Origin of the sequence: Microvirga sesbaniae, from assembly GCF_025460805.1 — a bacterium.
Classification (GTDB): Bacteria; Pseudomonadota; Alphaproteobacteria; order Rhizobiales; family Beijerinckiaceae; genus Microvirga; species Microvirga sesbaniae.
In genome coordinates this window covers 544,680-565,450 of record NZ_JAMXFJ010000001.1, presented here as the reverse complement: position 1 = coordinate 565,450, position 20,771 = coordinate 544,680, and the positions used below count along the sequence as shown (strand labels likewise).

At 65.8% G+C, this 20,771-nt stretch carries 20 protein-coding genes; 8 read left to right on the top strand and 12 right to left on the bottom strand.

What is annotated here, in order from left to right:
• The first annotated feature begins 2 nt into the window (after positions 1-2).
• Complete coding sequence (locus OCW50_RS02560; protein ID WP_262296323.1) at positions 3-950, top strand: acetamidase/formamidase family protein; 948 nt, start codon at positions 3-5, stop codon at positions 948-950.
• A 27-nt stretch (positions 951-977) separates the two neighbouring features.
• Here the strand turns inward: OCW50_RS02560 and OCW50_RS02555 are convergent, their stop codons facing one another.
• Both OCW50_RS02555 and OCW50_RS02550 read right to left on the bottom strand, forming a co-directional pair.
• Positions 978-2,210, bottom strand: coding sequence for a DUF763 domain-containing protein (locus OCW50_RS02555; RefSeq protein ID WP_262296322.1), 1,233 nt, complete (start codon positions 2,208-2,210; stop codon positions 978-980).
• 467 nt (positions 2,211-2,677) lie between these two features.
• Positions 2,678-4,159, bottom strand: coding sequence for a DEAD/DEAH box helicase (locus OCW50_RS02550; RefSeq protein ID WP_262296321.1), 1,482 nt, complete (start codon positions 4,157-4,159; stop codon positions 2,678-2,680).
• Positions 4,160-4,555: 396 nt separating this feature from the next.
• Between OCW50_RS02550 and OCW50_RS02545 the strand changes: the two genes are divergently transcribed.
• The 3 genes from OCW50_RS02545 (at position 4,556) to glpK (ending at position 8,939) form a co-directional block, all read left to right on the top strand.
• Positions 4,556-5,791 (top strand): MFS transporter, encoded by a 1,236-nt coding sequence (locus OCW50_RS02545; RefSeq protein ID WP_262296320.1) that lies wholly within the window; start codon positions 4,556-4,558, stop codon positions 5,789-5,791.
• Positions 5,792-5,845: 54 nt separating this feature from the next.
• Positions 5,846-7,366, top strand: coding sequence for a glycerol-3-phosphate dehydrogenase (locus OCW50_RS02540; protein ID WP_262296319.1), 1,521 nt, complete (start codon positions 5,846-5,848; stop codon positions 7,364-7,366).
• A gap of 76 nt (positions 7,367-7,442) precedes the next feature.
• Positions 7,443-8,939, top strand: coding sequence for a glycerol kinase GlpK (glpK, locus tag OCW50_RS02535; protein ID WP_262296318.1), 1,497 nt, complete (start codon positions 7,443-7,445; stop codon positions 8,937-8,939).
• Positions 8,940-9,259: 320 nt separating this feature from the next.
• Here the strand turns inward: glpK and OCW50_RS02530 are convergent, their stop codons facing one another.
• Entirely contained in the window at positions 9,260-9,685 is a 426-nt protein-coding gene (locus OCW50_RS02530; RefSeq protein WP_262270922.1) for an HIT family protein, read from the bottom strand.
• Positions 9,686-10,113: 428 nt separating this feature from the next.
• Here OCW50_RS02530 and OCW50_RS02525 point away from each other — a divergent pair, with 428 nt between their 5' ends.
• Positions 10,114-10,305 carry a con-10 family general stress protein gene (locus tag OCW50_RS02525; RefSeq protein WP_009494027.1) on the top strand — a complete coding sequence of 64 codons (192 nt, stop codon included), beginning with the start codon at positions 10,114-10,116 and terminating at the stop codon, positions 10,303-10,305.
• A gap of 80 nt (positions 10,306-10,385) precedes the next feature.
• Here the strand turns inward: OCW50_RS02525 and OCW50_RS02520 are convergent, their stop codons facing one another.
• The 6 genes from OCW50_RS02520 to OCW50_RS02495 form a co-directional block, all read right to left on the bottom strand.
• Positions 10,386-11,288, bottom strand: a complete 903-nt coding sequence (locus OCW50_RS02520) for a DMT family transporter (RefSeq protein ID WP_262296317.1) — start codon at positions 11,286-11,288, stop codon at positions 10,386-10,388.
• Positions 11,289-11,864: 576 nt separating this feature from the next.
• Positions 11,865-12,413 carry a hypothetical protein gene (locus OCW50_RS02515; RefSeq protein ID WP_262296316.1) on the bottom strand — a complete coding sequence of 183 codons (549 nt, stop codon included), beginning with the start codon at positions 12,411-12,413 and terminating at the stop codon, positions 11,865-11,867.
• Positions 12,414-12,426: 13 nt separating this feature from the next.
• Entirely contained in the window at positions 12,427-12,663 is a 237-nt protein-coding gene (locus OCW50_RS02510) for a hypothetical protein (RefSeq protein ID WP_262270919.1), read from the bottom strand.
• Positions 12,664-12,885: 222 nt separating this feature from the next.
• A complete protein-coding gene (locus OCW50_RS02505) occupies positions 12,886-13,605 on the bottom strand; it encodes a PRC-barrel domain-containing protein (RefSeq protein ID WP_262296315.1) in 720 nt (239 codons plus the stop codon).
• Between the two features lie 318 nt (positions 13,606-13,923).
• On the bottom strand, positions 13,924-14,445 hold the full coding sequence (locus tag OCW50_RS02500; protein WP_262270917.1) for a hypothetical protein: 522 nt from the start codon (positions 14,443-14,445) through the stop codon (positions 13,924-13,926).
• 303 nt (positions 14,446-14,748) lie between these two features.
• Complete coding sequence (locus tag OCW50_RS02495; RefSeq protein ID WP_173948522.1) at positions 14,749-15,555, bottom strand: response regulator; 807 nt, start codon at positions 15,553-15,555, stop codon at positions 14,749-14,751.
• A 53-nt stretch (positions 15,556-15,608) separates the two neighbouring features.
• Here OCW50_RS02495 and OCW50_RS02490 point away from each other — a divergent pair, with 53 nt between their 5' ends.
• Positions 15,609-15,971 carry a NepR family anti-sigma factor gene (locus OCW50_RS02490; RefSeq protein WP_262270916.1) on the top strand — a complete coding sequence of 121 codons (363 nt, stop codon included), beginning with the start codon at positions 15,609-15,611 and terminating at the stop codon, positions 15,969-15,971.
• Positions 15,968-16,513: a sigma-70 family RNA polymerase sigma factor gene (locus OCW50_RS02485; protein WP_262270915.1), complete on the top strand. Its 546-nt coding sequence runs from the start codon at positions 15,968-15,970 to the stop codon at positions 16,511-16,513. The genes OCW50_RS02490 and OCW50_RS02485 overlap by 4 nt, the downstream gene beginning before the upstream one ends.
• A 117-nt stretch (positions 16,514-16,630) precedes the next feature.
• Here OCW50_RS02485 and OCW50_RS02480 read toward each other — a convergent pair whose 3' ends face one another.
• The 3 genes from OCW50_RS02480 to OCW50_RS02470 all read right to left on the bottom strand — a co-directional run bounded on the left by OCW50_RS02480 (position 16,631) and on the right by OCW50_RS02470 (position 19,586).
• Positions 16,631-16,804 (bottom strand): DUF1328 domain-containing protein, encoded by a 174-nt coding sequence (locus tag OCW50_RS02480; protein WP_009494036.1) that lies wholly within the window; start codon positions 16,802-16,804, stop codon positions 16,631-16,633.
• 457 nt (positions 16,805-17,261) lie between these two features.
• Complete coding sequence (locus OCW50_RS02475) at positions 17,262-18,122, bottom strand: SDR family oxidoreductase (RefSeq protein ID WP_262296314.1); 861 nt, start codon at positions 18,120-18,122, stop codon at positions 17,262-17,264.
• Positions 18,123-18,254: 132 nt separating this feature from the next.
• The gene (locus OCW50_RS02470; RefSeq protein WP_262296313.1) at positions 18,255-19,586 is read right to left on the bottom strand and encodes a solute carrier family 23 protein; all 1,332 of its coding nucleotides are present in this window, start codon (positions 19,584-19,586) and stop codon (positions 18,255-18,257) included.
• 163 nt (positions 19,587-19,749) lie between these two features.
• On the opposite strand from OCW50_RS02470, the gene OCW50_RS02465 reads away from it, so the two are divergent.
• The gene (locus tag OCW50_RS02465) at positions 19,750-20,769 is read left to right on the top strand and encodes an alpha/beta hydrolase (protein ID WP_262296312.1); all 1,020 of its coding nucleotides are present in this window, start codon (positions 19,750-19,752) and stop codon (positions 20,767-20,769) included.
• Positions 20,770-20,771: the final 2 nt, after the last annotated feature.

Here is a 20,771-nt window from a genome sequence, read left to right as displayed (position 1 = left end):
TCGTGGCCCAGTACCGGATTGATGCGTCCCCTGAGACCATTCACTGGGGCTTTTTCGATGCGGCCCTCGAGCCGCTGCTGACGGTCGATTCCGGCGATACGGTCACGATCTCGACCGTGTCCGGCGGCCCGGAGGCGATGCCGGGGGCGCCGTTCGTGGTTCCGCAGGCGCTGACGGACATTCATGCGGCGCACCGGCCGAAGCTGCCGGGCCACATCTGCACCGGGCCGGTCGCCGTGCGGGGCGCCAGAGCCGGTCAGGTTCTCGAAGTCCGCATCAAGGACGTCGTCCTGCATTACGACTGGGGCTTCACCTATTCGGCTCCGCTCAAGGGGGCCCTGCCGGACGATTTCGACGATATCCACTTCATGACCATCCCGCTCGACCGGGAGCGGATGACCGGGCGGCTGCCCTGGGGCCTGGACCTGCCCCTGAAGCCGTTCTTCGGCGTGATGGCGGTCGCTCCTCCCGCCGCCTGGGGGGCGCTGAGCACCCTGCCGCCGCGGCGCAACGGCGGCAATCTCGACAACAAGGAGCTCGTGGCCGGCACCACCCTGTACCTGCCGATCCACGTGGACGGCGGCTTGTTCTCCGTCGGCGACGGGCACGGGGTTCAGGGCGACGGCGAGGTCTGCGTCACGGCCATCGAAACGGGTCTCATCGGCACCTTCGAGCTGCACCTGCGCGAGGACATGCATCTCACCTGGCCCATGGCCGAGACACCCACGCATGTGCTGACCATGGCGTTCGACCCGGATCTCGACGATTGCGTGGTCATCGCGCTGCGCAGCATGATCGACCTGATCGTCGCCCGCACGGGCCTCACCAAGGCGGAGGCCTATGCCCTGTGCAGCCTCGCGGCGGACCTGCGCATCACCCAGGTGGTCAACGGCAACAAGGGCGTGCACGTGATGCTCGACAAGAGCCTGCTGCAGAAGGCGCAGCGCTGATCGTTCGCCGGGTGGTGAGCCGGCCCGTCACGCGGGCGGCGGTTCGTCCCCGAACACGGAGCGTCCGCCGTAGGAATGCGATGTCGCGCGCTCCCGCCGGATGTGCTCCTCCACGTCGGGCCCGCTCGCGCGGCGTTCCAGCTCACGGGCCTGGTCGTCGAGGCGCTTCAGGGCGAACAGCTCCTCCTGCTGCCCGAGCTTCGCCTTCTGGACGGCCGATTTCAGCACCCGGATGGTCTCGTCATAGACCCGCACCGGCACCGGATAAGGGTGCCGGTCCTTGCCGCCATGGGCGAAGGAGAAGCGCGCCGGGTCGCTGAAGCGACAGGGCGTCCCGTGCACGACCTCCGCCACCATGGCGAGGGCCTGGACGGTCCGCGGACCGACGCCCGGCGTCATGAGCAGGTCGGGGAAATCCGCCGGGCCGCGGTCGGCCGCGGCCGCCAGGCTCCCATGCAGTCGCCGCAGCACCACGTCCTTGGCGCGAACATCGTGATGCTCGGGCATCACCAGGTGCGGCAGCAGCGGCTGCGGCGCTGGCTCGGGCTCACGCTCCTCCAGGGCCAGGAACCTGCGGGCGATGCCATCGGGGCCGAGGGAATCGAGAATGTCGATCTGGGCCTTCCGGGAGGCTTCCGCCCGGCGGTCGGTGAGATTGACGATCGTGCCCTGGCCCTTGCCGTCGATCGCCGTATGCGGCTCGTCGACGAAGCTTTCCAGGTCCTCGGACAGCCAATGGTAGCGGCGGGCCTGGCGGGACGCGTCGTTCATCCCCTGCTGAACGACCGCCCATCGGCCGTCATCCGTCACGATGAAGCCGTGAAGATAGAGGTCGAAGCCGTCCTGGATCGCCGCGCTGTCGACCTTGGCCACGAGCCGGCTGGCATTGGCCAGAGCCGCTCCGTCGAAGCCGACCCGGTCGCCGATGGCGATCAGCTCATGAGGCGTCTGGCGCGAGTGCTTTCCCCGTCCGCCGCAGACATGGATCCCGAGCTCCTTCGAGAGCGGCGTGAGCCCGCGCTTCAGGGCCCCGATGACGCTGGTGGTGATGCCGGACGAATGCCAGTCCATGCCCATCACGGCGCCGAACGACTGGAACCAGAACGGATGGGCGAGCCGCCGCAGCAGCTCGTCGCGGCCGTAATGATGCACGATGGCCTCGCTCACCACGCCGCCGAGGCGCGTCATGCGGTCGGCCAGCCATTTCGGCACATGCCCCGAATGCAGCGGCAGATCGGCGCTTCCGGCGCGCTTGGCCATGAGGTGACGTCTCCTTGGAATCCGGCTCGTGACGGCCCTCACCTCTCCCATGGGGAGAGGCCGGACCGCAAGGCCCAGGGACCTCACCCACGTCATCACCGGGCTCGTCCCGGTGATCCCGATACGGTGAGGCGTGGCGCTTCAAACAATCGGGATGGCCGGGACAAGCCCGGCCATGACGTGGGAGGGTGTCATCGCCGCCTCACACAACCTCCACGTCATCACCGGGCTTGTCCCGGTGATCCCGATGACGAAGAGCGCCGAGCCCTTCCATATCGGGATGGCCGGCACAAGGCCGGCCATGACGTGAGAGGGTGTCAATCGGACCATGGGATGGCCGGCACGAGGCCGGCCATGACCGGGAGGGTGACGAGAAAGCGCTTCACCCGGCTGCCGGCTCGCTCCCGCAAGCGGGAACAGGGTCGGACGGTCAAAGAAAAAGGCGCCCGAAGGCGCCTTTGAGGTTGTTAGCGGCGGCGGGGGCTCTTCTCGAGCCAGGCCACCTGGGCCCCGTCACCGCGGCGTCCATCCTGACGGTTGGAGGCCGGCTTTCCCTGAGCCGGGCGTTGGCCTTGGGCCGGGCGCTGGCCCTGGGCGGGCCGCTGCTGGTTGCCGGCCGGCTGCCCGCCCTGCGGCTGAGGATTGCCCCCGGGCTTGCCGCCACGGCCGCGGCGGCGCTTGGGACCGCGCTCGGCATTCGGATCGGCGCTGCGCGGCTGACCGTGGCCCTGATGCCCGCGGGCATGGGGGGCCGGACGTCCGCGCTGCGGCTGCTCGCGGCGCTGATCCGGCGCCTCGCCGCCCGCCGGCGCGGCCGGCAGGCCCTCCGGCAGCGGCATGACCGGAACCTTCAGCCGCGTCAGCTTCTCGATATCCTTGAGATACGCCTTCTCCTCGTCGTTGCAGAACGAGATGGCGAGACCGGTCGCGCCCGCCCGGGCCGTGCGGCCGATGCGGTGGACGTAGGATTCCGGGACGTTCGGCAGGTCGTAGTTGATGACGTGCGTCACGCCCTCGACGTCGATGCCGCGCGCCGCGATGTCGGTCGCCACGAGGACCCGGCAGGAGCCGTCGCGGAAGCCGGCGAGCGCACGCTCGCGCTGCGGCTGGGACTTGTTGCCGTGAATGGCCGCTCCGGCGATGCCAGCCTTGTCGAGGCCGCGCACGACCTTGTCCGCGCCGTGCTTGGTGCGGGTGAAGACGAGCACGCGGTCGATGGACGGGTCGCGCAGCAGCGTCTCGAGCAGCACCTGCTTGCGGTTGGTCTGCACGAAGATGACGCTCTGCTCCACGCGCTCGGCGGTGGTCGCCACCGGGGTGACGGCCACATGGGCCGGGTCGCGCAGGAAGGAATCGGCCAGAGTCGAGATCGTCTTCGGCATGGTGGCCGAGAAGAACAGGCTCTGGCGCTCCTTGGGCAGCAGGGTCACGATGCGCTTCAGGGCATGGATGAAGCCGAGATCGAGCATCTGGTCGGCCTCGTCGAGGACGAGGATCTCGATATCGCGCAGGGACAGGGACCGGCGGTCCACCAGGTCGATCAGGCGGCCCGGCGTGGCCACGAGCACGTCGACGCCCTGGGCGAGCGCCTTCTCCTGGCGGGAGATGGTGACGCCGCCGAACACCACCTCGGTGGTGAGGCGCAGGTTGCGGCCGTAGGCCTTGAAGCTGTCGGCGATCTGGCCGGAGAGCTCACGGGTCGGGCTGAGCACGAGCACGCGGGGGCTCTTGGGCTTGCGCGGCTTCGGGTTCGCGTTCAGGCGGTGGAGGATCGGCAGCGCGAAGGCGGCCGTCTTGCCGGTGCCGGTCTGGGCGATGCCGCAGACGTCGCGGCCGTCCATGGCATAGGGGATGGTCTGGGCCTGGATCGGGGTGGGCTTCTCGTAGCCCTCGGCCGCCAGGGCCTTCAGGATCGGCTGGGCCAATCCGAAATCGGTGAAGAGTGTCAAAGTGGTAACGTCTTTCGAACGGATGCGGTGAGCCGCAAAGCAGGTTCGGCTTGGTCAAGCAAAGGCGCTTCAGGGCTCTTGAGGCGAGAGCCCGCGTGATGGGGCCGTCGTATGAGTGAGCGATTGAAGAAGGGGACCGGGGCCTTCGCCGTTCCGCGAAGATCCGTCACGCAGTCCCGCTCAAGCGTTCCGGTTGCCGGACGCCGTCGCCTGCAGTGCATATGGGGGCTAAAAGCCTATCCGTCAACCTCTGGCGCATGGTGAGGGGAAAGGATCCGGTTTCCGCCGGGGACGGGCGCGGGCCCGGGAAGGCGCATCGAATGGTCCCAAAGTTCACGTCCAGGCTGGATGCTTTGGGGCTGACATCGAGGTCCCGACCGGAATAAGACTGGATTCATGTCCGCCCCCGCCCGCATGCCCTGGGCCTTCGTCTCCGCTCTGTCCCTGAACGTGCTGATCTCCTACGGCACGATCTTCTATGCCTTCGCCCTGTTCGTCGATCCCATGGGACGGGAGCTGGGCTGGGGCAAGTCGGAGATGATGGCGGCCTATTCCCTGGCGCTGGGGACCTCGGCCTTCTGCGCCGTGCCGGTGGGACGGCTCATCGACCTCGGCTATGGCCGCGCGGTGATGACCGGCGGGTCCCTCCTGGCCGGAACTCTCCTGATGCTCTGGTCATGGGTCGGAAGCTATCCCGCCTTCGTGCTGATCTGGATCGGCATGGGGATCGCCATGAGCACGGTCTTCTACGAGCCGGGCTTCGCGGTCCTGACCCGCAGGCTCGGCTTCATGGCCCGCCGGGGCATCACGTTCATGACCCTGGTCGGAGGCCTCGCCAGCACGGTTTTCATTCCCGTCACCCATCTGCTGATCGAGCACCTGGGCTGGCGCAGCGCGCTCCTGGTCCTGGCCGCCTTCAACATCCTCGTCTGCGCGGGCCTGCATGCGCTGACGATCCCGGGCGCCCCGCCCAGGACGGCGCCTCATCCGGATGCCGGCCAAGTCCATCCGCCTCCGGCCAATGCCCGGTGGGTCCTCAGGCGCGTGTCCTTCTGGTGCTTTGTCGCGTCGTCCGTTCTGCAGGGCGTGATCGCCGCGGGATTGCCGATCCACCTGATTCCCCTTCTCGTCGAGCAAGGCTTCACGCTGGAAATGGCCGTGGCGGCGTTCTCCCTCATCGGGCCCGCCCAGGTGGTCGCCCGGTTCGCCATGGCGTTCGGCGAGCGCGCCTTCGGCATGAAGGGCCTCGGGATCATCGTGCTGACCCTGGGCCTTCTCGCCTTCGCGCTGCTGCCCTTCGCGCCGGCGGGCTTCTGGCTCGTGGCGGTCTTCGCCCTCCTGTTCGGAGCCTCGAACGGGATGATGACCATCGTCCGGGCTCTGCTGCCCTCCGAGCTGTTCGGGCGCGAGAGCTACGGCACGGTCCAGGGCATGATCGCCATGCCGGTGCGCCTGACCACGGCGGCCGCCCCGTTCGTCTTCGGGGCGCTCTGGGCCTGGTGGGGAGGCTATGCGGCCGTCATGGCTCTGTGCCTCGGCATGTCCTGCCTTGCGCTCGGCTTCTTCATCCTTGTATTGGTGTTTCAAAAGGGCCCCGGACGCCCCGAAAAATCCCTTGCGTTAGACGGCTAAAGAACTCATGTGCTGGGCGGCAGAATCGCTTGGCTTCGATGAAAGACGGATTTCGTGACGACAGTGACTGATCTTCTGATTGTGGGCGGCGGCATCAACGGCGCGGGCATCGCGCGCGATGCGGTGGGCCGGGGCCTCTCGGTGGTGCTCTGCGAGCAGGGCGACCTGGCCGGCTACACCTCATCCGCCTCGACCAAGCTGATCCACGGCGGCCTGCGCTACCTGGAATATTACGAGTTCCGGCTGGTGCGCGAGGCCCTGTTCGAGCGCGAGCGCCTGCTGGAATCCGCCCCCCACATCATCTGGCCGCTGCGCTTCATCCTGCCCTACGAGAAGGGCATCCGCCCGGCCTGGTTCGTGCGCCTGGGCCTGTTCCTCTACGACCATCTGGCGCCGCGCAAGAAGCTGCCGGGCACCGAAGGCATCAAGCTCACCCGGCACCCGGCCGGCCAGGCCCTGAAGCCCGGCTTCGACACCGCCTTCGTCTACTCGGATTGCTGGGTCGAGGACAGCCGCATGGTGGCGCTCAACGCCCTCGACGCCTTCGAGAAGGGCGCCGACATCCGGGTCCGGACCAAGCTCGTCTCCGCCCGTCGCGAGGGCGATCTCTGGGTCGCCAAGCTTCAGGAGGTGGAGACCGGCGAGGTCCAGGAGGTGCGCGCCAAGGTGATCGTCAATGCGGGCGGGCCTTTCGTGGCCGACGTGCTCAACGCCAAGCTCGGCCTCAACACCACGAAGAACGTGCGCCTGGTGAAGGGCAGCCACATCGTCGTGCCGAAGCTCTTCGACACCAAGGAAGCGTTCATTCTCCAGAACACGGACAAGCGGATCGTCTTCGCGATCCCCTACCAGGAGAAGTTCACCCTGATCGGCACCACCGACATCCCGGTCGAGTCGGTTCCGGACAGGAAGGTCGAGATCAGCCCCGACGAGATCCAGTATCTCTGCAACGTGGTGAACCACTTCTTCAAGAAGCAGGTCACGCCGGCCGACGTGGTCTGGACCTATTCGGGCGTGCGGCCGCTCTTCGACGACGGGTCCTCCAACGCGTCCGCCGTGACCCGCGACTACGTGTTCGACATGGACGCCCCCCAGGGCCAGGCGCCCGTGCTGTCGATCTTCGGCGGCAAGATCACCACGTTCCGCAAGCTCGCCGAGCATGCCCTCGACGAGCTGAAAGCCTCCTTCCCGACCATGAAGCCGGCCTGGACGGAAAACGCCAGGATGCCGGGCGGCGACATGCCGGACGCGGATTTCGACCGCTTCTTCGCCACCGTCCGCCAGCGCTGGCCCTTCCTGCCCGAGCCCCAGGCCCATCGCCTGGCCCGCGCCTACGGCACGCGGGTCGAGGAGCTTTTGGGCTCCGCGACCGCCATGGCCGATCTCGGGGAGGATTTCGGCGCCGGGCTGACGGCCGCGGAGGTCGATTATCTCGTGCGCCGCGAATGGGCCCGCACGGCCGAGGACATCCTCTGGCGCCGCTCCAAGCTCGGCCTGCATGTGCCGGTTGATGCCCCGGCCAGGATCGATGCCTATTTGGCCAAGAAGAATGCGGCCTCCGTCGCCGCGCAATAAGACGTGAGGCAAGAAGGCTCGGGACAAGAAGACTCGGGACAAGAAGACTGAGAGCGAGAAGACTCGGGGGAAGACCATGGCTCAGTACGTCGGCGCCATCGACCAGGGCACGACCAGCTCGCGCTTCATCGTGTTCGACAAGGCCGGAGCGATCGTCTCGGTCGGCCAGAAGGAGCACGAGCAGATCTACCCCGCACCCGGCCACGTGGAGCACGATCCCCTCGAGATCTGGCGCAACACGCAGGAGGTCATCGCGCAGGCGCTGGCGAAGAAGGGGCTGGCGCCCCGGGATCTGGCGGCCATCGGCATCACCAACCAGCGCGAGACGACGCTGATCTGGGACCGGCGCACCGGGCGGCCGCTCTCCAACGCCCTGGTCTGGCAGGACACCCGGGTCGATCCCATCGTCGAGGACTTCGCCCGGGACGGCGGGCATGATCGCCTGCGGGACCGGACCGGCCTGCCGCTGGCGAGCTATTTTTCCGGCCTCAAGCTGCGCTGGCTGCTCGACAATGTTCCGGGAGCCCGCGAGAAGGCCACGGCCGGTGACGTGCTGTTCGGCAACATCGACACCTGGCTCGTGTGGAACCTGACGGGCGGCGTCAATGGCGGCCGCCACATCACCGATGTGACCAATGCGAGCCGCACCCAGCTCATGAACCTGCGCCGCCTCGACTGGGACGAGGAGATCCTGACACTCTTCGAGATCCCGAGAGCCTGCCTGCCGCGGATCCGCTCATCGAGCGAGGTCTATGGCGAGGCGACCGACGGGCTCGCGGGGGTTCCCATCGCGGGCATCCTCGGCGACCAGCAGGCGGCCCTCGTGGGACAGACCTGCTTCCGGCAGGGCGAGGCCAAGAACACCTATGGCACCGGCTGCTTCATGCTCATGAACACCGGCGAGACCCCCTACCCGTCCACATGCGGCCTGCTCACCACGGTGGGCTACCGCTTCGGCCAGGGCAAGACCGTCTATGCCCTCGAGGGATCCATCGCCATCGCCGGGGCCCTGGTGCAATGGCTGCGGGACAATCTCGGACTGATCCGGACCAGCGCCGAGATCGAGACCCTCGCCCGGGGCGTGGAGGACAATGGCGGCGTGACCATCGTGCCGGCCTTCTCGGGCCTCTATGCGCCGCACTGGAACGCGCATGCCCGCGGCCTGATCGGCGGCCTGACGCGCTTTGCCGACAAGGGCCACATCGCCCGCGCGGCCCTCGAAGCCACCGCGTTCCAGACCCGCGAGGTGCTCGATGCCATGGCCAAGGACACCGGCATCGCCGTGAAGGAGCTGCGCACGGATGGCGGCATGGTGGTCAACGAGCTCCTGATGCAGTTCCAGGCCGATATCCTGAACGTGCCCGTGGTGCGCCCCAGGGTCATCGAAACCACGGCCCTGGGCGCCGCCTATGCGGCCGGCCTGGCGACGGGGTTCTGGAGCGGGACGGACGAACTGGCGCGCAACTGGGCCGTCGACAGGCGGTGGACGCCCGCCATGGATGCTGCCCGCCGCGAGCGGCTGAACGCCGTCTGGGACAAGGCCATCGCCCGCTCGCTCGACTGGGCGGACTAGCGCATCGTGCGGACCCAGAGGGCCGCGTCAGCGACCCGCTGGGTCCGCTCCGAACGATGCGCTGCTTAAGGAGATGAGCATCGGATCCGATCCCAAAAGTGGGTCCACTTTTCCCGTCCGATGCTCTAGGCCTCATCCATCCTGACGCTCCGCGCGTGTCGGAGTCCTCTTCGGTCTGGCCGGCCTTGTGCCGGCCATCCCGATAAGGTGGCGCAGCGCCTCGCGTCGGGATCACCGGCACAAGGCCGGCGATGACGTGCGGAGACGGCTGTTACAGGCCGGATTCAGGCGGCAACGACGACTTGCATGGCCGCCGCCCATCACGCCGTGCGCAGCGCGGCGCGGATCTTTTCGGCGAAATCCGCCAGCACTTCGGGTTTTTCCATCTGGCCCGTATGGGGCTTCAGCGCGACGCCCTCGAAGCGGGGGATCACATGGAAGTGGATGTGGAACACCACCTGTCCGCCGGCGCTCTCATTGAACTGCTGGATCGTCAGCCCGTCGGCCGAGAGCGCCGTCTTGGCCGCTTTCCCGACGATCTGAACCGCCTTCGCGAGTTCGGCCAGTTCATCCGGGTCCACATCGAGAAGATTGCGGGCCTTGGCCTTCGGGATCACCAGCACGTGCCCGTCCCCGCGGGGCATGACGTCCATGAACGCCAGGACGCGGTCCGTCTCGTAAACCTTATGACAGGGTAGCTCGCCCCGGAGGATCTTCGCGAACACATTGCTGTCGTCGTAGGTCATCCCGCCCTCTCTTGCTGAGCTTTGAACGTTCGAGGCGCCCGCCGGTGAACGCCCGCGACGAGCCTTTTATATCGATCGCAGACGATAATCATCTCCCCTCGCCTCCGACAGGGATTCCTCCAGCTGCCGCGAAGGATCCATGTCCGTTCGCGACCCCGGGGGATCAACGACTGACCTCCGTGCCGACCCTATTCGCAAATAGAACACAGCCAAGGAACGTGTATCGAGGTAAGTACCTTTTCGGTTCTTATTCCCACGGACAAGTTGTTGCCACGTTCGCACGGCTTAAATCTCTCGGCTAAGCGTAACAATTCGCGGGATTTGAATATTTTCGTGAAAATTTTTGCAAAGGTTCCCTCAAACGAACCGGAACCATCGAATCCCCTTGCGGTTGAAGAAGCACGGACACCATTGATAAGGAGGCATAAATGGCAGGTGGTTCGACCTCGAAGCGTGGCTTCGCGTCGATGGACTCTGACCGGCAGCGCGAAATCGCAAGCAAAGGCGGTAAGAGCGTTCCGGCCGAGAAGCGGTCTTTCTCCCAGGACCGCGAACTCGCCTCGGAAGCCGGCCGCAAGGGCGGTCAGGCCTCGGGCAACACCCGCGGCAACCAGGAATAGTTGGTTTCTGACAATAATCGGTTTAGGGGCCGCTGGACGGCCCCTTTACTTTTGGACAGCCTCGTCGGCCTGCGGCGGTCTCACCCGGATCGGGCTGCCGTGACGGGCTTTTTTTCCGACAGCGACAGGGCCGTGGCGGCCAGCATGATGCCCATGCCGAGACCTTCCGCCCAGCCGAACGGTTCGTGGGCATAGACCACCCCGGCGGCAACCGCGATGATCGGGCTTATGAAGGAATAAAGTCCCGCCCGGAAGGCGCCCCAGTCACGCACGAGTCCCAGATAGATCCAGAAGGCGACCAGCGAGCCGCCCAGCACCAGGATCCCGAGGCCGAACAGGGCCCTCGGGTCGGACAGCGCCGAGACATACGCAGGATCGTACCCCTCGACCGCGAAGGAGACCGGGACCAGGGCGATCCCGCCGACGAGGCTCTGCCAGAAGGCAAGGATCAGGGGCGGCATGGCCAGGGTCAGCGGTCGGCTGATCACCGACCCCCAGGCGTAGGACACGGTCCCGATGGCAACGGCGATAAGACCGATGATGGGCGTGGCGCCCTCCTGGGCGGCACCCGTTCGGCCGGAGAAGAGAAGGGCAAGACCCACGATCCCGAAACCGATGGCCGCCACCCGGCGCATCGTGATCCGCTCCTGTCCGTAAAGGGCGCCGATGACCACCAGGAAGATGGGCATCAGGGAGAGATTCACGATGGCGGACAAACCGCTCGGCGCCCTCGCGACGCCCCAGAACAGGAACCCGTAGCAGCCGGTCGTGATCAGCAGGGAGGCGGCCACGATGCGGCTGAACCGGCCGGGCCGCACAGGAAGGCCCTGGGCCAGCGCGATCAGGAAAAAGCACGGTGCCGCGAGGAGGAAGCGCATCGCGGCGAGAAAGATCGGCGGGACGACCTCCGAGGCGACCTTCATCGGCAGCCAGGTCAGCCCCCAGATGAGCGCCATCAGGGCGAAAGCTGCGATGCGCCTCACGCGACAGACCCGATGACGGCCATTCGAGGTTCCGGAAGATGGGAGAGCGAAGAATGGTATCGTGGCAGCAGACGAACGATTTGAACAGATGGACGGCTGAGGCATCGTCCGGGACCGTGTCTTGACCGCCCGGCCGGATGGGCACCCCGTCGTCATCACCGGGCTTGTCCCACTCTCCACGTCATCACCGGGCTTGTCCGATCCACCACCACGTCATCACCGGGCTTGTCCCGGTGATCTCGATCGTCTGAAGCGCAGCGCCCCACCGGATCGGGATGGCCGGCACAAGGCCGGCCATGACGTGGGAGGGGGGCAGGAAGGGCGGAGGGTGGCCATGACGTGCGGAGGGTGTTCGCACCGGCCCGTTCCACATTCTCCACGTCATCACCGGGCTTGTCCCGGTGATCCCGCTTCCGTAGGGCGCCGCACCCTTCCGATCGGGATGGCCGGGACAAGCCCGGCCATGACGTGAGAGGGTGCCATGACGGGAGAACATTTCGATCATCTCTGGGAGCGGCGCGGGCCTGGAGCATCGGTCAGGACGGAAAACCGGGTCCCCTTTTTCCGTCCGATGCTTTAGTGCCTCAGGTTGCGTTCCGCCTTGCCGGGAGCAGCCTCGACGAGAACCTCCTCGGAGGATCCTGTCCCCATCATGGCTCTGAATTCAGGAAGGCTCGGAAGCGCGAACACGAGGTCTCCCGCATCCATGTGTCGAAGGATCTCGCCCGTCAGAGGTCCCATGACATCGAGCGACGCCACATCCAGGAGCGACGCGGCTTCGACCGCCAGGTCGGAGCCGAGGTTGCGCGAGGAGGCGATCAGGGTGAGCAGGCAGAACTCGTCGAGGCTCCCATGACGGGATCCGACGGGCCGATAGGCGAACGGCCCGCCGGGCTGGCGCGTCAGGGCGAAGGCCAAGAGAAGGGCGTCCGAGACGATGCCCTTGGCGGCTTCGGGCCCGGTATAGGCGGTCAGTCCCTGCTCGGGCCCGTCGAGAAGAGCGAGGTCATATTGATCCTCGAGGAGGTCGAGCGACCGGAAGACGTCGATGACGGGTACGATGCTCGGATGGAGCAGGACCGCAACGGCCCGTGGCGCGTTCGAACCGGGGCACACATCAAGCATCGGAGAGCAAACCTCAGATATGCTGGCGGCTTGCCGTCGGCACCACATGCGGCAAGGCGGGAACGACAAGATGCCTCCGCAGCAGCAGCGGACAGGTCACCTCGTCCTGCGAGCTGACCGGGATGATGCCGCTGAGCATGGAGGCCACGGACGGCTTGTCCCTGGGCGAGGAGCTGGAGGCAAGCCGGGAGAATTCGTCCGGAAGCTCTTCCTGGCAGAGAACCGCGTCGAGTTCGTTGGTGGCAGTCATGATCGTTTCCTCCGCATTCTCATGGCGCTTGGAACGGCAACGTATGCATCAACCCTCGGTTCCTTGTGCGGCAACAAGTCTGGTCCCGCGCTGGAGACCGGGACAGCCGGGGAATGCGTTGCACCCGCCTGTCGGAAGGGGCCACGACAGCGGGTCCCGCCCACGGCAAAACGGCGCCTGAGTGTCCTCAGGCGCCGCCTTCCGGCAAGGGCCGGCGGTGCGTTACTGCTTCGGAGCCGTCGTGGTGCCGGTCGTCGACCGGTTGGCGTTGGTGTCGCCATCCTCATCGAAGGCCGGAGCGGCCTGGAGCTCGGCCTTCGTCATCCGGAGGACGACGCGCTCGGGCTGGTTCTGGTTGCCCGACGAGGTGTTGGACGCGGTGTTGGTCGAGCCGGCCGTTCCGGAACCCGTCGCGGTCGTGTTGCCCGTGGTCGCCGTCGAGCCCGTGGTGTTCACGCTGTTGCCGCCGCTGCGGCTGCTGTCCATGGCCTGCGCCTGCTGGCTGGTCGCGAACTCGAGCGACTTGAACGGAACGGCCACGTCCTTCTCGCCGATGCCCAGGAAGCCGCCCACGCCGACGACGGCGGCCATGATCTGGCCGTTGCGGTCCATGATCACGTCATTGATGTCGCCGATCGATTCGTTGTTGGCGCTGACCACCTTGGTGCCGATCAGATCGGACGCCATGATGTGGTTCGATTCCATCTTGGTGATGAACTGACCCTGCATGGCGCTGTTCTGGCCCATGGTGGTCGTGGACTGCGTGGACGAGGAGGATCCGGAGGCGCCTGGCTGCATGGCCGGCGAGCCCGAGGTGGTCGAACCCGAGCCCGAGGCCGCCGGGCGATCGGTCGGGGCCGACGGGGACGAAGTCTGTGCGAGGGCGGGCGCGGCCGCAAAAGCCGTCACGACGAGGCAAGCTGCCATATGCTTCTTCAGCATTGCTTATTTCTCCTGAGGATCCGTTGAAAATCGCGTTGTGCACTCAAGTGCGCGGAGATGTAACGCGCAGCACCAGCGTCCGTTCCGATTATCCACCGGATCAAGACAATGTTATCGGCTTCTCTAGTCTGCTTTTCGAAAATGAATACTTATTAATATTTGCATGATAACAGGGAAGCTCTGCCGCCTTCACGGCGACAGGCAACATCAACCATGCCGATAACGGCAACCGTCTTGGCGATGATTGGTTCCGGCGCAAAGGCTCCGGCCGACCGGGGAAGCCGCTTCCCCGATGCGAAGCGGATGGTCGGCAATCGATCAGGACAGCGACTGCTCGAGGGAGGCGAGGCAGAGGCTCGGCATCCGGTTGGCGCTGGCCCGGGCAAGCGGCGAGACGTCGCCGACGCAGCCGATGGGGTTGCGGCTCTTCGGCTTCTGGCTCTGGTTCTGCGGAGTCTCGCTGCCCTCCTGGCGGCGGACCGGGTGCTGCGCAACCGGGCCCGGCACCTCCTCCTTGAGGGTCACGACCGGCAGGTCCGTGTCGCGGGCGAACGTCGTGATGCCGGAGCGGGGATCCGACTTGTAGAGCACCTTGCCGTCCCGGTCCCGCAGGATCACGGCGGCGTTGGACACGCCGACCAGCTCCACGATCGAAACCGCCGCGGGCCTGCTCGCCGGAACGGGCGCCGCGATCCGATCGCCTTTCACCGGAACCGGGGCCGCGAGAGCCAGGGCTTCGGATTGCACAAGCGGAGACATGGTGAAGGACGATGGGGCGAAGCTTCCGGCCACGAAGAAAGCCCCAGCCAACGCGACCAAAGCTACAGGTGTGCGGAACATCCCTCTCTCCTGCTCTCTCAGCTCAACAATTCGAAAAAACAACGCGACCATTTCTTTGATGTTCCTGCCTCATTCCCTCGAAGCGACGAATAAAAAGTGGGATGAAAAAGCTGGGAACCTTTGTTTTCCATAGGGCGTTCTTAAAGTACCGGCCTCCTGGTCCTCCCCGCATTCCCCTTGTGCATTGGCCGGCACCTTAGACGGGCTCATGAGCCCGTCTTTTTTTGTGCCTATACATCATGATAAAAGAAAAGCCCGGCCAACGGCCGGGCAATTACTTGGTAATCCTATCAGCCTGAAGGATCAGGCCGTCGCGGCGCGGGGCTCGCGGCGCCGGGCGCTCTGCTGGAAGAACAGGGCCTGGCTGATCACCGCCGAGACATTCGCAGGCTGGAACGGCTTGGCGATCAGGAAGGCGGGCTCGGGCCGCTCGCCGGTCAGGAAGCGCTCCGGATAGGCCGTGATGAAGATCACCGGAACCTCGAACGCCTTGAGGAGGTCATTGACCGCATCGAGCCCCGAGCTGCCGTCGGCCAGCTGGATATCGGCCAGGATCAGGCCCGGCTGCTTGGCGGAAGCCAGCTTGACGGCTTCGGTCCTGGTGCGGGCGACGCCCGTCACGTTATGGCCGAGGCCCTCGACCAGGGCCTCGAGGTCCATGGCGATGAGAGGCTCGTCCTCGATGATGAGGATGTCCGTCGCCATATCGGCCGCGAGCTCCCGCCCGGCCTCGTCGACGAGTTCGCGGACGGTCTTCGTGTCGACGTCGAGGATCTGGCCGACCTCCTCCTCTCCGAAGCCTTCGAGGCAGGACAGAAGGAACGCCTGTCGGGGAAGCGGGGTGATCTGGCCCAGGCGGACCTCCGCCGGCAGGTCGCGCTGGATCTGCTCGCTGCGTCCGTTCACCGACAGGGAATTCCAGATTCGGGTAAAGACCTGAAAGAGCTCCACCTTCACGTTTCCGGAAGGCCCGATGGTCTCCGGCTCGCTGACGAGGGTCTCCAGGGTGGCGGCCACATAGGCGTCTCCAGCCATCTGGCTGCCTGTGAGAGCGCGCGCGTAGCGGCGAAGATATGGTAAGTGCTGGACGACAAGCTGCGCTGTCGACATTCGCTTCCCCTTAAACTGTGCTTTTGGCTCGTTGTACCGACGGACCATTCAACGTGGCAAAGCTGCGAAAGTTCCATGGATGGAACCGGGCGCAGCAACCAGCGTTATTGCTCGAAAACCAATATATGGATATTGCCAAGGTTGGCTATCCCTCAGAAAAATGGGATAGCAAGGGGACTAAGATGACGGTCGATAAGGGGAACAAGCTTGCTCGGGCCATTCTGGATGCATCCGTGAACGACGAGAACGATAAGCTTGCCAACGACCCCAAGCTCGACAGCGGCAGCCAGAAGCGCATCGGCGACCAACTTCGCGCCATGTATGACGAACTGATGCAGCAGCCCGTTCCAGACCGTTTCAAGGACCTGCTCGATCAGCTGGACAAGAAGAACGGGGGGAAGGAGGGGTCGCAATGACCCCAGAACCCGAACCGGAGTTACGGGAGGCTCTTCTCGCGGCGGTTCCCAGCCTTCGCGCCTTCGCCATCTCCCTCTCGGGTCAGGTCGACAGGGCCGACGACCTCGTCCAGGATACCCTTCTTCGGGCCTTGGCCAATCTGCATCGGTTCGAGCCGGGAACGAACCTGAATGCCTGGCTTTTCACCATCCTCCGCAACCTCTTCCATTCCGAATACCGCAAGCGGCGGCGTGAGGTCGAGGACCCCGACGGCTCCTATGCGGGGCGCCTGAAGGTTCAGCCCGAACAGGGCTCGCACCTGGATTTCGAGGATTTCCGCAGCGCGCTCGCCAAGCTCCCGGCCGATCAGCGCGAGGCTCTGCTTCTGGTCGGCGCATCCGGCTTCTCCTACGAGGAAGCCGCGCATATCTGCGGCTGCGCCGTCGGGACGATCAAAAGCCGCGTGAACCGTGCCCGCTTTCGCCTCGCGTCCCTGCTGAACGTCGAGGACATCGAAGACCTCGGCCCCGACAGCATGACGAGAGCGGCGCTGCAGAGCTGACCGCACTCTTCTTTTCCTTACGTCACCTCATCAACGAAAACGCCGCCCTTGCGGGGCGGCGTTCGTGACCCCGACGCCTCAACGGCGTCATGGGGCCGACATCACATGGGGCCAGAATCACATGGGGCTTCGTCCGCGCAGCAGACCGATCACGGCCGAGATGGCGAAGAGAACGATCGCGACGAAGAAGATCAGCTTCGCGATCTCGACGGCCGTGCCGGCGATGCCGCCGAAGCCGAAGAGAGCTGCGACCAGAGCGATGATGAGAAAAGTGACTGCCCAACCGAGCATGGTGTTACCTCGCTGAATGTCCAATCGACTGCAAGCCGATGATGTTCAAACAACGCCAAGCGCGACTGTAGGGTTCCAATCGGGAACGACGATCCACTGTGTTCATCCGCCATTCAAAGGTCATCGAGCAGGCTTTCATTCACATGGAACCTGCCCCTAGCCCATACGTTTTCCAGATCACTTGGGAGAGATGGTCGATGACTCGTTCGGTTGCCCTTCGTGCATCTTGTATCTTTGCGATTGTTACTGCTCTGGCGGCGATGATTGGTTTGGCGTCTCACGTCGAAATTGCAGAAGTTCTTTTCCTTCTTGGCGGGTCTCTCTCCGCCGTCATGCTTTTCTTCGCCGGGGCGGTGCCGCAGCGGAGCCTGGTCCCGGTTCGGGTCCGGCGCAGACGCTGACGCGCCCTTCGGTGCTTTCAAAAAAGGGCGGCTCGAAAGAGCCGCCCTTCCCTTTTTCAGGATTCCGTCGCATCCCCGCCGTTCGGGTGCAGGACCGAGCCGGTGATGTAGGACGAGTCCTCGCAGGCCAGGAACAGGTAGGACGGCGCGACCTCGTTGGGCTGGCCTGGGCGCTTCAGGGGTGTGTTGGCACCGAACTGCTTCACCTTCTCGACCGGGAACGTGGAGGGGATGAGGGGCGTCCAGATGGGCCCCGGGGCCACGCCGTTGACCCGGATGCCCTCGCCCGCGAGCTTCTGGGCCAGGGAGCGCGTGAAGGCGACGATCGCGCCCTTGGTGGCGCTGTAGTCGAGCAGGTCGGCGCTGCCGCGATAGGCCGTCACCGACGTGGTGTTGATGATCGCGGCGCCCGGCTTGAGATGCTTCATGGCTGCCTGCACCATGTAGAAATAACCGAAGATGTTGGTGCGGAAGGTGCGGTCGATCTGATCCGGCGTGATCTCGCCGATGTCCTTCTTCGGATGCTGCTCGGCCGCGTTGTTGACGAGGACGTCCAGCTTGCCGAAGCGCTGGACGACCTGCTCGACGGCCGAGTGGCAGAAGCCGGGATCGCCGACATCGCCGGCGATCGTCAGGCATGCGCGCCCTTCCCGTTCGACCAGGCGCTTGGTCTCCAGCGCGTCCTCGCCCTCGTCCAGGTAGAGGATCGCAAGGTCCGCGCCCTCGCGGGCGAAGAGAACGGCGGTCGCCCGCCCGATGCCGCTGTCGCCGCCGGTGACGAGCGCGACCTTGCCCTGCAATCGGCCGCTGCCGGGGTAGCGGGGCTCGTAATCGGGCCGCGGGGTCATTTCGGTCTCGCGACCGGGCTGCCGGTCCTGCACCTGGGGAGGAAGGGTCTGCGTCTGCTCGGAGCTCATGGCATCGTTCCGTGGAAGAAGAGGATGCGGGCCTCCGACCGGCCAGGATCGAGGGGCAGGTCTCCGAAGAAGCGAAGCCCGCGTTGGGGCTCAACGCGGGCTCCATGGGCGTGTTCCTGAGAAAGGACGGCGCTATTCCGCCGGGTGCGGGCGCTCGGCGGTTCCGGGCGTCATCCGCAGGATGTGGTAGAGGATGATCGCCCCGAAGGTCGCCGTGCCGATGCCGTCGAGGGTGAAGCCCCCCAGGTTCAGCTTGAAGTTGCCGGCCCCGAGGACCAGCGCGACCGCCACGGTGATCAGGTTGCGCGGGTTCGAGAAATCGACCCGGTTCTCGACCCAGATCCGGCCCGCCGTCGCGGCGATGAGCCCGAAGACAACGATGGACAGGCCGCCGAGCACCGGCCCCGGAATGGTCCCGATGAAGGCGCCGAATTTCGGCGACAGCCCGAGAAGGAGCGCGAAACCGGCCGCGATGATGAAGACCAGCGTCGAGTAGATGCGGGTCACCGCCATGACGCCCATGTTCTCGGCATAGGTCGTCATGCCCGTGCCGCCCGCCGCGCCGGACAGCATGGTGGCCAGACCGTCGCCCATGAAGGCGCGGCCGAGATAGGGATCGAGGTTGCGGCCCGTCATGGCGCCGATGGCCTTGATGTGCCCGAGATTCTCCGCCACCAGGATGATCGCCACCGGGGCGATGAGGCTGATGGCCCGCGCGTCGAAGACCGGACTCTGGAAGGTCGGCAGGCCGAACCACGCGGCCTGGCCGATCTTCGTGAAGTCGATCGGCTGCCCGAGGCCCAGAATGTTGGCGCAGATGTAGTAGATCAGGTAGCCGGCGGCGCCGCCGATCAGCACCGGCAGGCGGCGCATCGTTCCCGGCGCATAGACGGCCACGAAGCCCACGGCCACCACGGTGGCGAGCGCGATCCAGCGGGCGAAGTCGCTGCCGGCCTGATTGTCCGGCGTGACGCCGGACGCGCTGTTGATCGCGATCGGCGCGAGCACGAGGCCGATGGCCGCCACGATGGCGCCGGTCACGACCGGCGGCATCAGCCGCTCGATCCAGCGGTGCCCCGCCAGCTGTACCACGAGCCCGATCAGGAAGTAGAGCGCGCCGGCCGCGATGATGCCGCCGAGCGCCAGGGGGATGTTCCCGTTGGGGCTGCCGACGCTCGCGCCCGTGGCCACGAGAACGGGCCCGATGAAGGCGAAGCTCGAGCCGAGATAGCTCGGCACCCGGCCGCCGACCACGAAGAAGAAGATGATGGTGGCAAGACCCGAGAACAGGATCGAGACGTTGGGGTCGAACCCCATGAGGATCGGAGCGAGCACGGTCGCGCCGAACATGGCGACCACGTGCTGCAAGCCCACGACGATCATCTGGCCGGTCGGCAGCCGCTCGTCCGGCATGATGATGCCTTCGGTCTTCAGGCTCCATCGCGGCAGGAAACTGTCGGACATGAATACTCCCCCAGGATTTGGCTTATCGAGCAGCACCGTAGACCCGCGATCCCGGGAATGGCTAGGTGTGATAAGGACTTATTAACCGCCGCGAGAGCCCGGATTCTGGACAAGTGCCCTTTTGGCCGCCACATCACTTCCCGTGGCCAGGATGAGGATGACCATGCGCAAAGATCATGACGCTCCGGAAGGCATGCTGCACACCCTCCGGCTCGACAGCCGAAGCCTCGAAGGCAATCTTCTCGGGGACCCCTCCCGTCGCCGGGTCGACGTCTATGTGCCGGCGGGCCATGACGGCCGGAACCTGCCTCTCCTGGTCGATCTCGTCGGCTACACGGCGGGCGGCCCGGCGCATACCAACTGGAAGAACTACGGCGAGAACGTGCCCGAGCGCCTCGACCGCCTGATCGGCACCGGCGCGATGCCGCCGGTCGTGGTGGCCTTTCCCGACTGCTTCACGCGGCTCGGCGGCAATCAATATGTCGACAGCGCCGCCATGGGCTCCTGGGAGACGTTCCTCGTGCGCGAGATGCTCCCCTTCGTCGAGGAGCGCTTCGGCTGCGGCGGGGATGGGCGCCGGGGTGTGTTCGGCAAGAGTTCGGGCGGCTACGGCGCCATGGTGCAGGCCCTGCGGCATGGCGGTTCCGTCTGGTCGGCGGCGGCCTCCCATTCGGGCGACGTCGGGTTCGAATATCTCTATCACCTCGGCGAGTTCGCCGGGGCGCTGCGCCACCTGGTCGACCACGGCATGTCCATCGAGGCTTTCCTGCGCAAGTTCGAGGCCGGCCCGAAGGCCAAGGACAAGGACTGGCACGTGCTGATGCTCCTCGCCCAGGCGGCGAGCTTCGATCCGGACCCGAGCCAGTTCTACGGGGTCCGCCTGCCGGTGGATCTCGAGACCTGCGAGATCATCGAGGCGCGCTGGGCCAACTGGCTGCGCTGGGACCCCCTGCGCATGGTCGATCGCCCCGAGCTTCAGGAGAACCTGCGCAAGCTGAAGGCCTTCTTCATCGATTGCGGCGACATCGACCAGTACAACATGGTCTACGGCTCCCGGCTCCTGCACCGGAAGCTCGACGCCGCGGGCATCCCTCACGCCTACGAGGAATTCCACGACGACCATTCCTCGGTCGATTACCGCATGGACATCAGCCTGCCGCTCCTGGCCAAGGCGCTGTCGTGAGG

What these genes read in the sequence shown, in the direction of transcription:
- OCW50_RS02555 (WP_262296322.1), bottom strand. Translation starts at nt 2,210, where the DNA reads ATGGCCAAGCGCGCCGGAAGCGCCGATCTGCCGCTGCATTCGGGGCAT.
- OCW50_RS02545 (WP_262296320.1), top strand. Translation starts at nt 4,556, where the DNA reads ATGTCCGCCCCCGCCCGCATGCCCTGGGCCTTCGTCTCCGCTCTGTCC.
- glpK (WP_262296318.1), top strand. Translation starts at nt 7,443, where the DNA reads ATGGCTCAGTACGTCGGCGCCATCGACCAGGGCACGACCAGCTCGCGC.
- OCW50_RS02530 (WP_262270922.1), bottom strand. Translation starts at nt 9,685, where the DNA reads ATGACCTACGACGACAGCAATGTGTTCGCGAAGATCCTCCGGGGCGAG.
- OCW50_RS02525 (WP_009494027.1), top strand. Translation starts at nt 10,114, where the DNA reads ATGGCAGGTGGTTCGACCTCGAAGCGTGGCTTCGCGTCGATGGACTCT.
- OCW50_RS02515 (WP_262296316.1), bottom strand. Translation starts at nt 12,413, where the DNA reads ATGCTTGATGTGTGCCCCGGTTCGAACGCGCCACGGGCCGTTGCGGTC.
- OCW50_RS02510 (WP_262270919.1), bottom strand. Translation starts at nt 12,663, where the DNA reads ATGACTGCCACCAACGAACTCGACGCGGTTCTCTGCCAGGAAGAGCTT.
- OCW50_RS02505 (WP_262296315.1), bottom strand. Translation starts at nt 13,605, where the DNA reads ATGCTGAAGAAGCATATGGCAGCTTGCCTCGTCGTGACGGCTTTTGCG.
- OCW50_RS02500 (WP_262270917.1), bottom strand. Translation starts at nt 14,445, where the DNA reads ATGTTCCGCACACCTGTAGCTTTGGTCGCGTTGGCTGGGGCTTTCTTC.
- OCW50_RS02495 (WP_173948522.1), bottom strand. Translation starts at nt 15,555, where the DNA reads ATGTCGACAGCGCAGCTTGTCGTCCAGCACTTACCATATCTTCGCCGC.
- OCW50_RS02485 (WP_262270915.1), top strand. Translation starts at nt 15,968, where the DNA reads ATGACCCCAGAACCCGAACCGGAGTTACGGGAGGCTCTTCTCGCGGCG.
- OCW50_RS02480 (WP_009494036.1), bottom strand. Translation starts at nt 16,804, where the DNA reads ATGCTCGGTTGGGCAGTCACTTTTCTCATCATCGCTCTGGTCGCAGCT.
- OCW50_RS02475 (WP_262296314.1), bottom strand. Translation starts at nt 18,122, where the DNA reads ATGAGCTCCGAGCAGACGCAGACCCTTCCTCCCCAGGTGCAGGACCGG.
- OCW50_RS02470 (WP_262296313.1), bottom strand. Translation starts at nt 19,586, where the DNA reads ATGTCCGACAGTTTCCTGCCGCGATGGAGCCTGAAGACCGAAGGCATC.
- OCW50_RS02465 (WP_262296312.1), top strand. Translation starts at nt 19,750, where the DNA reads ATGCGCAAAGATCATGACGCTCCGGAAGGCATGCTGCACACCCTCCGG.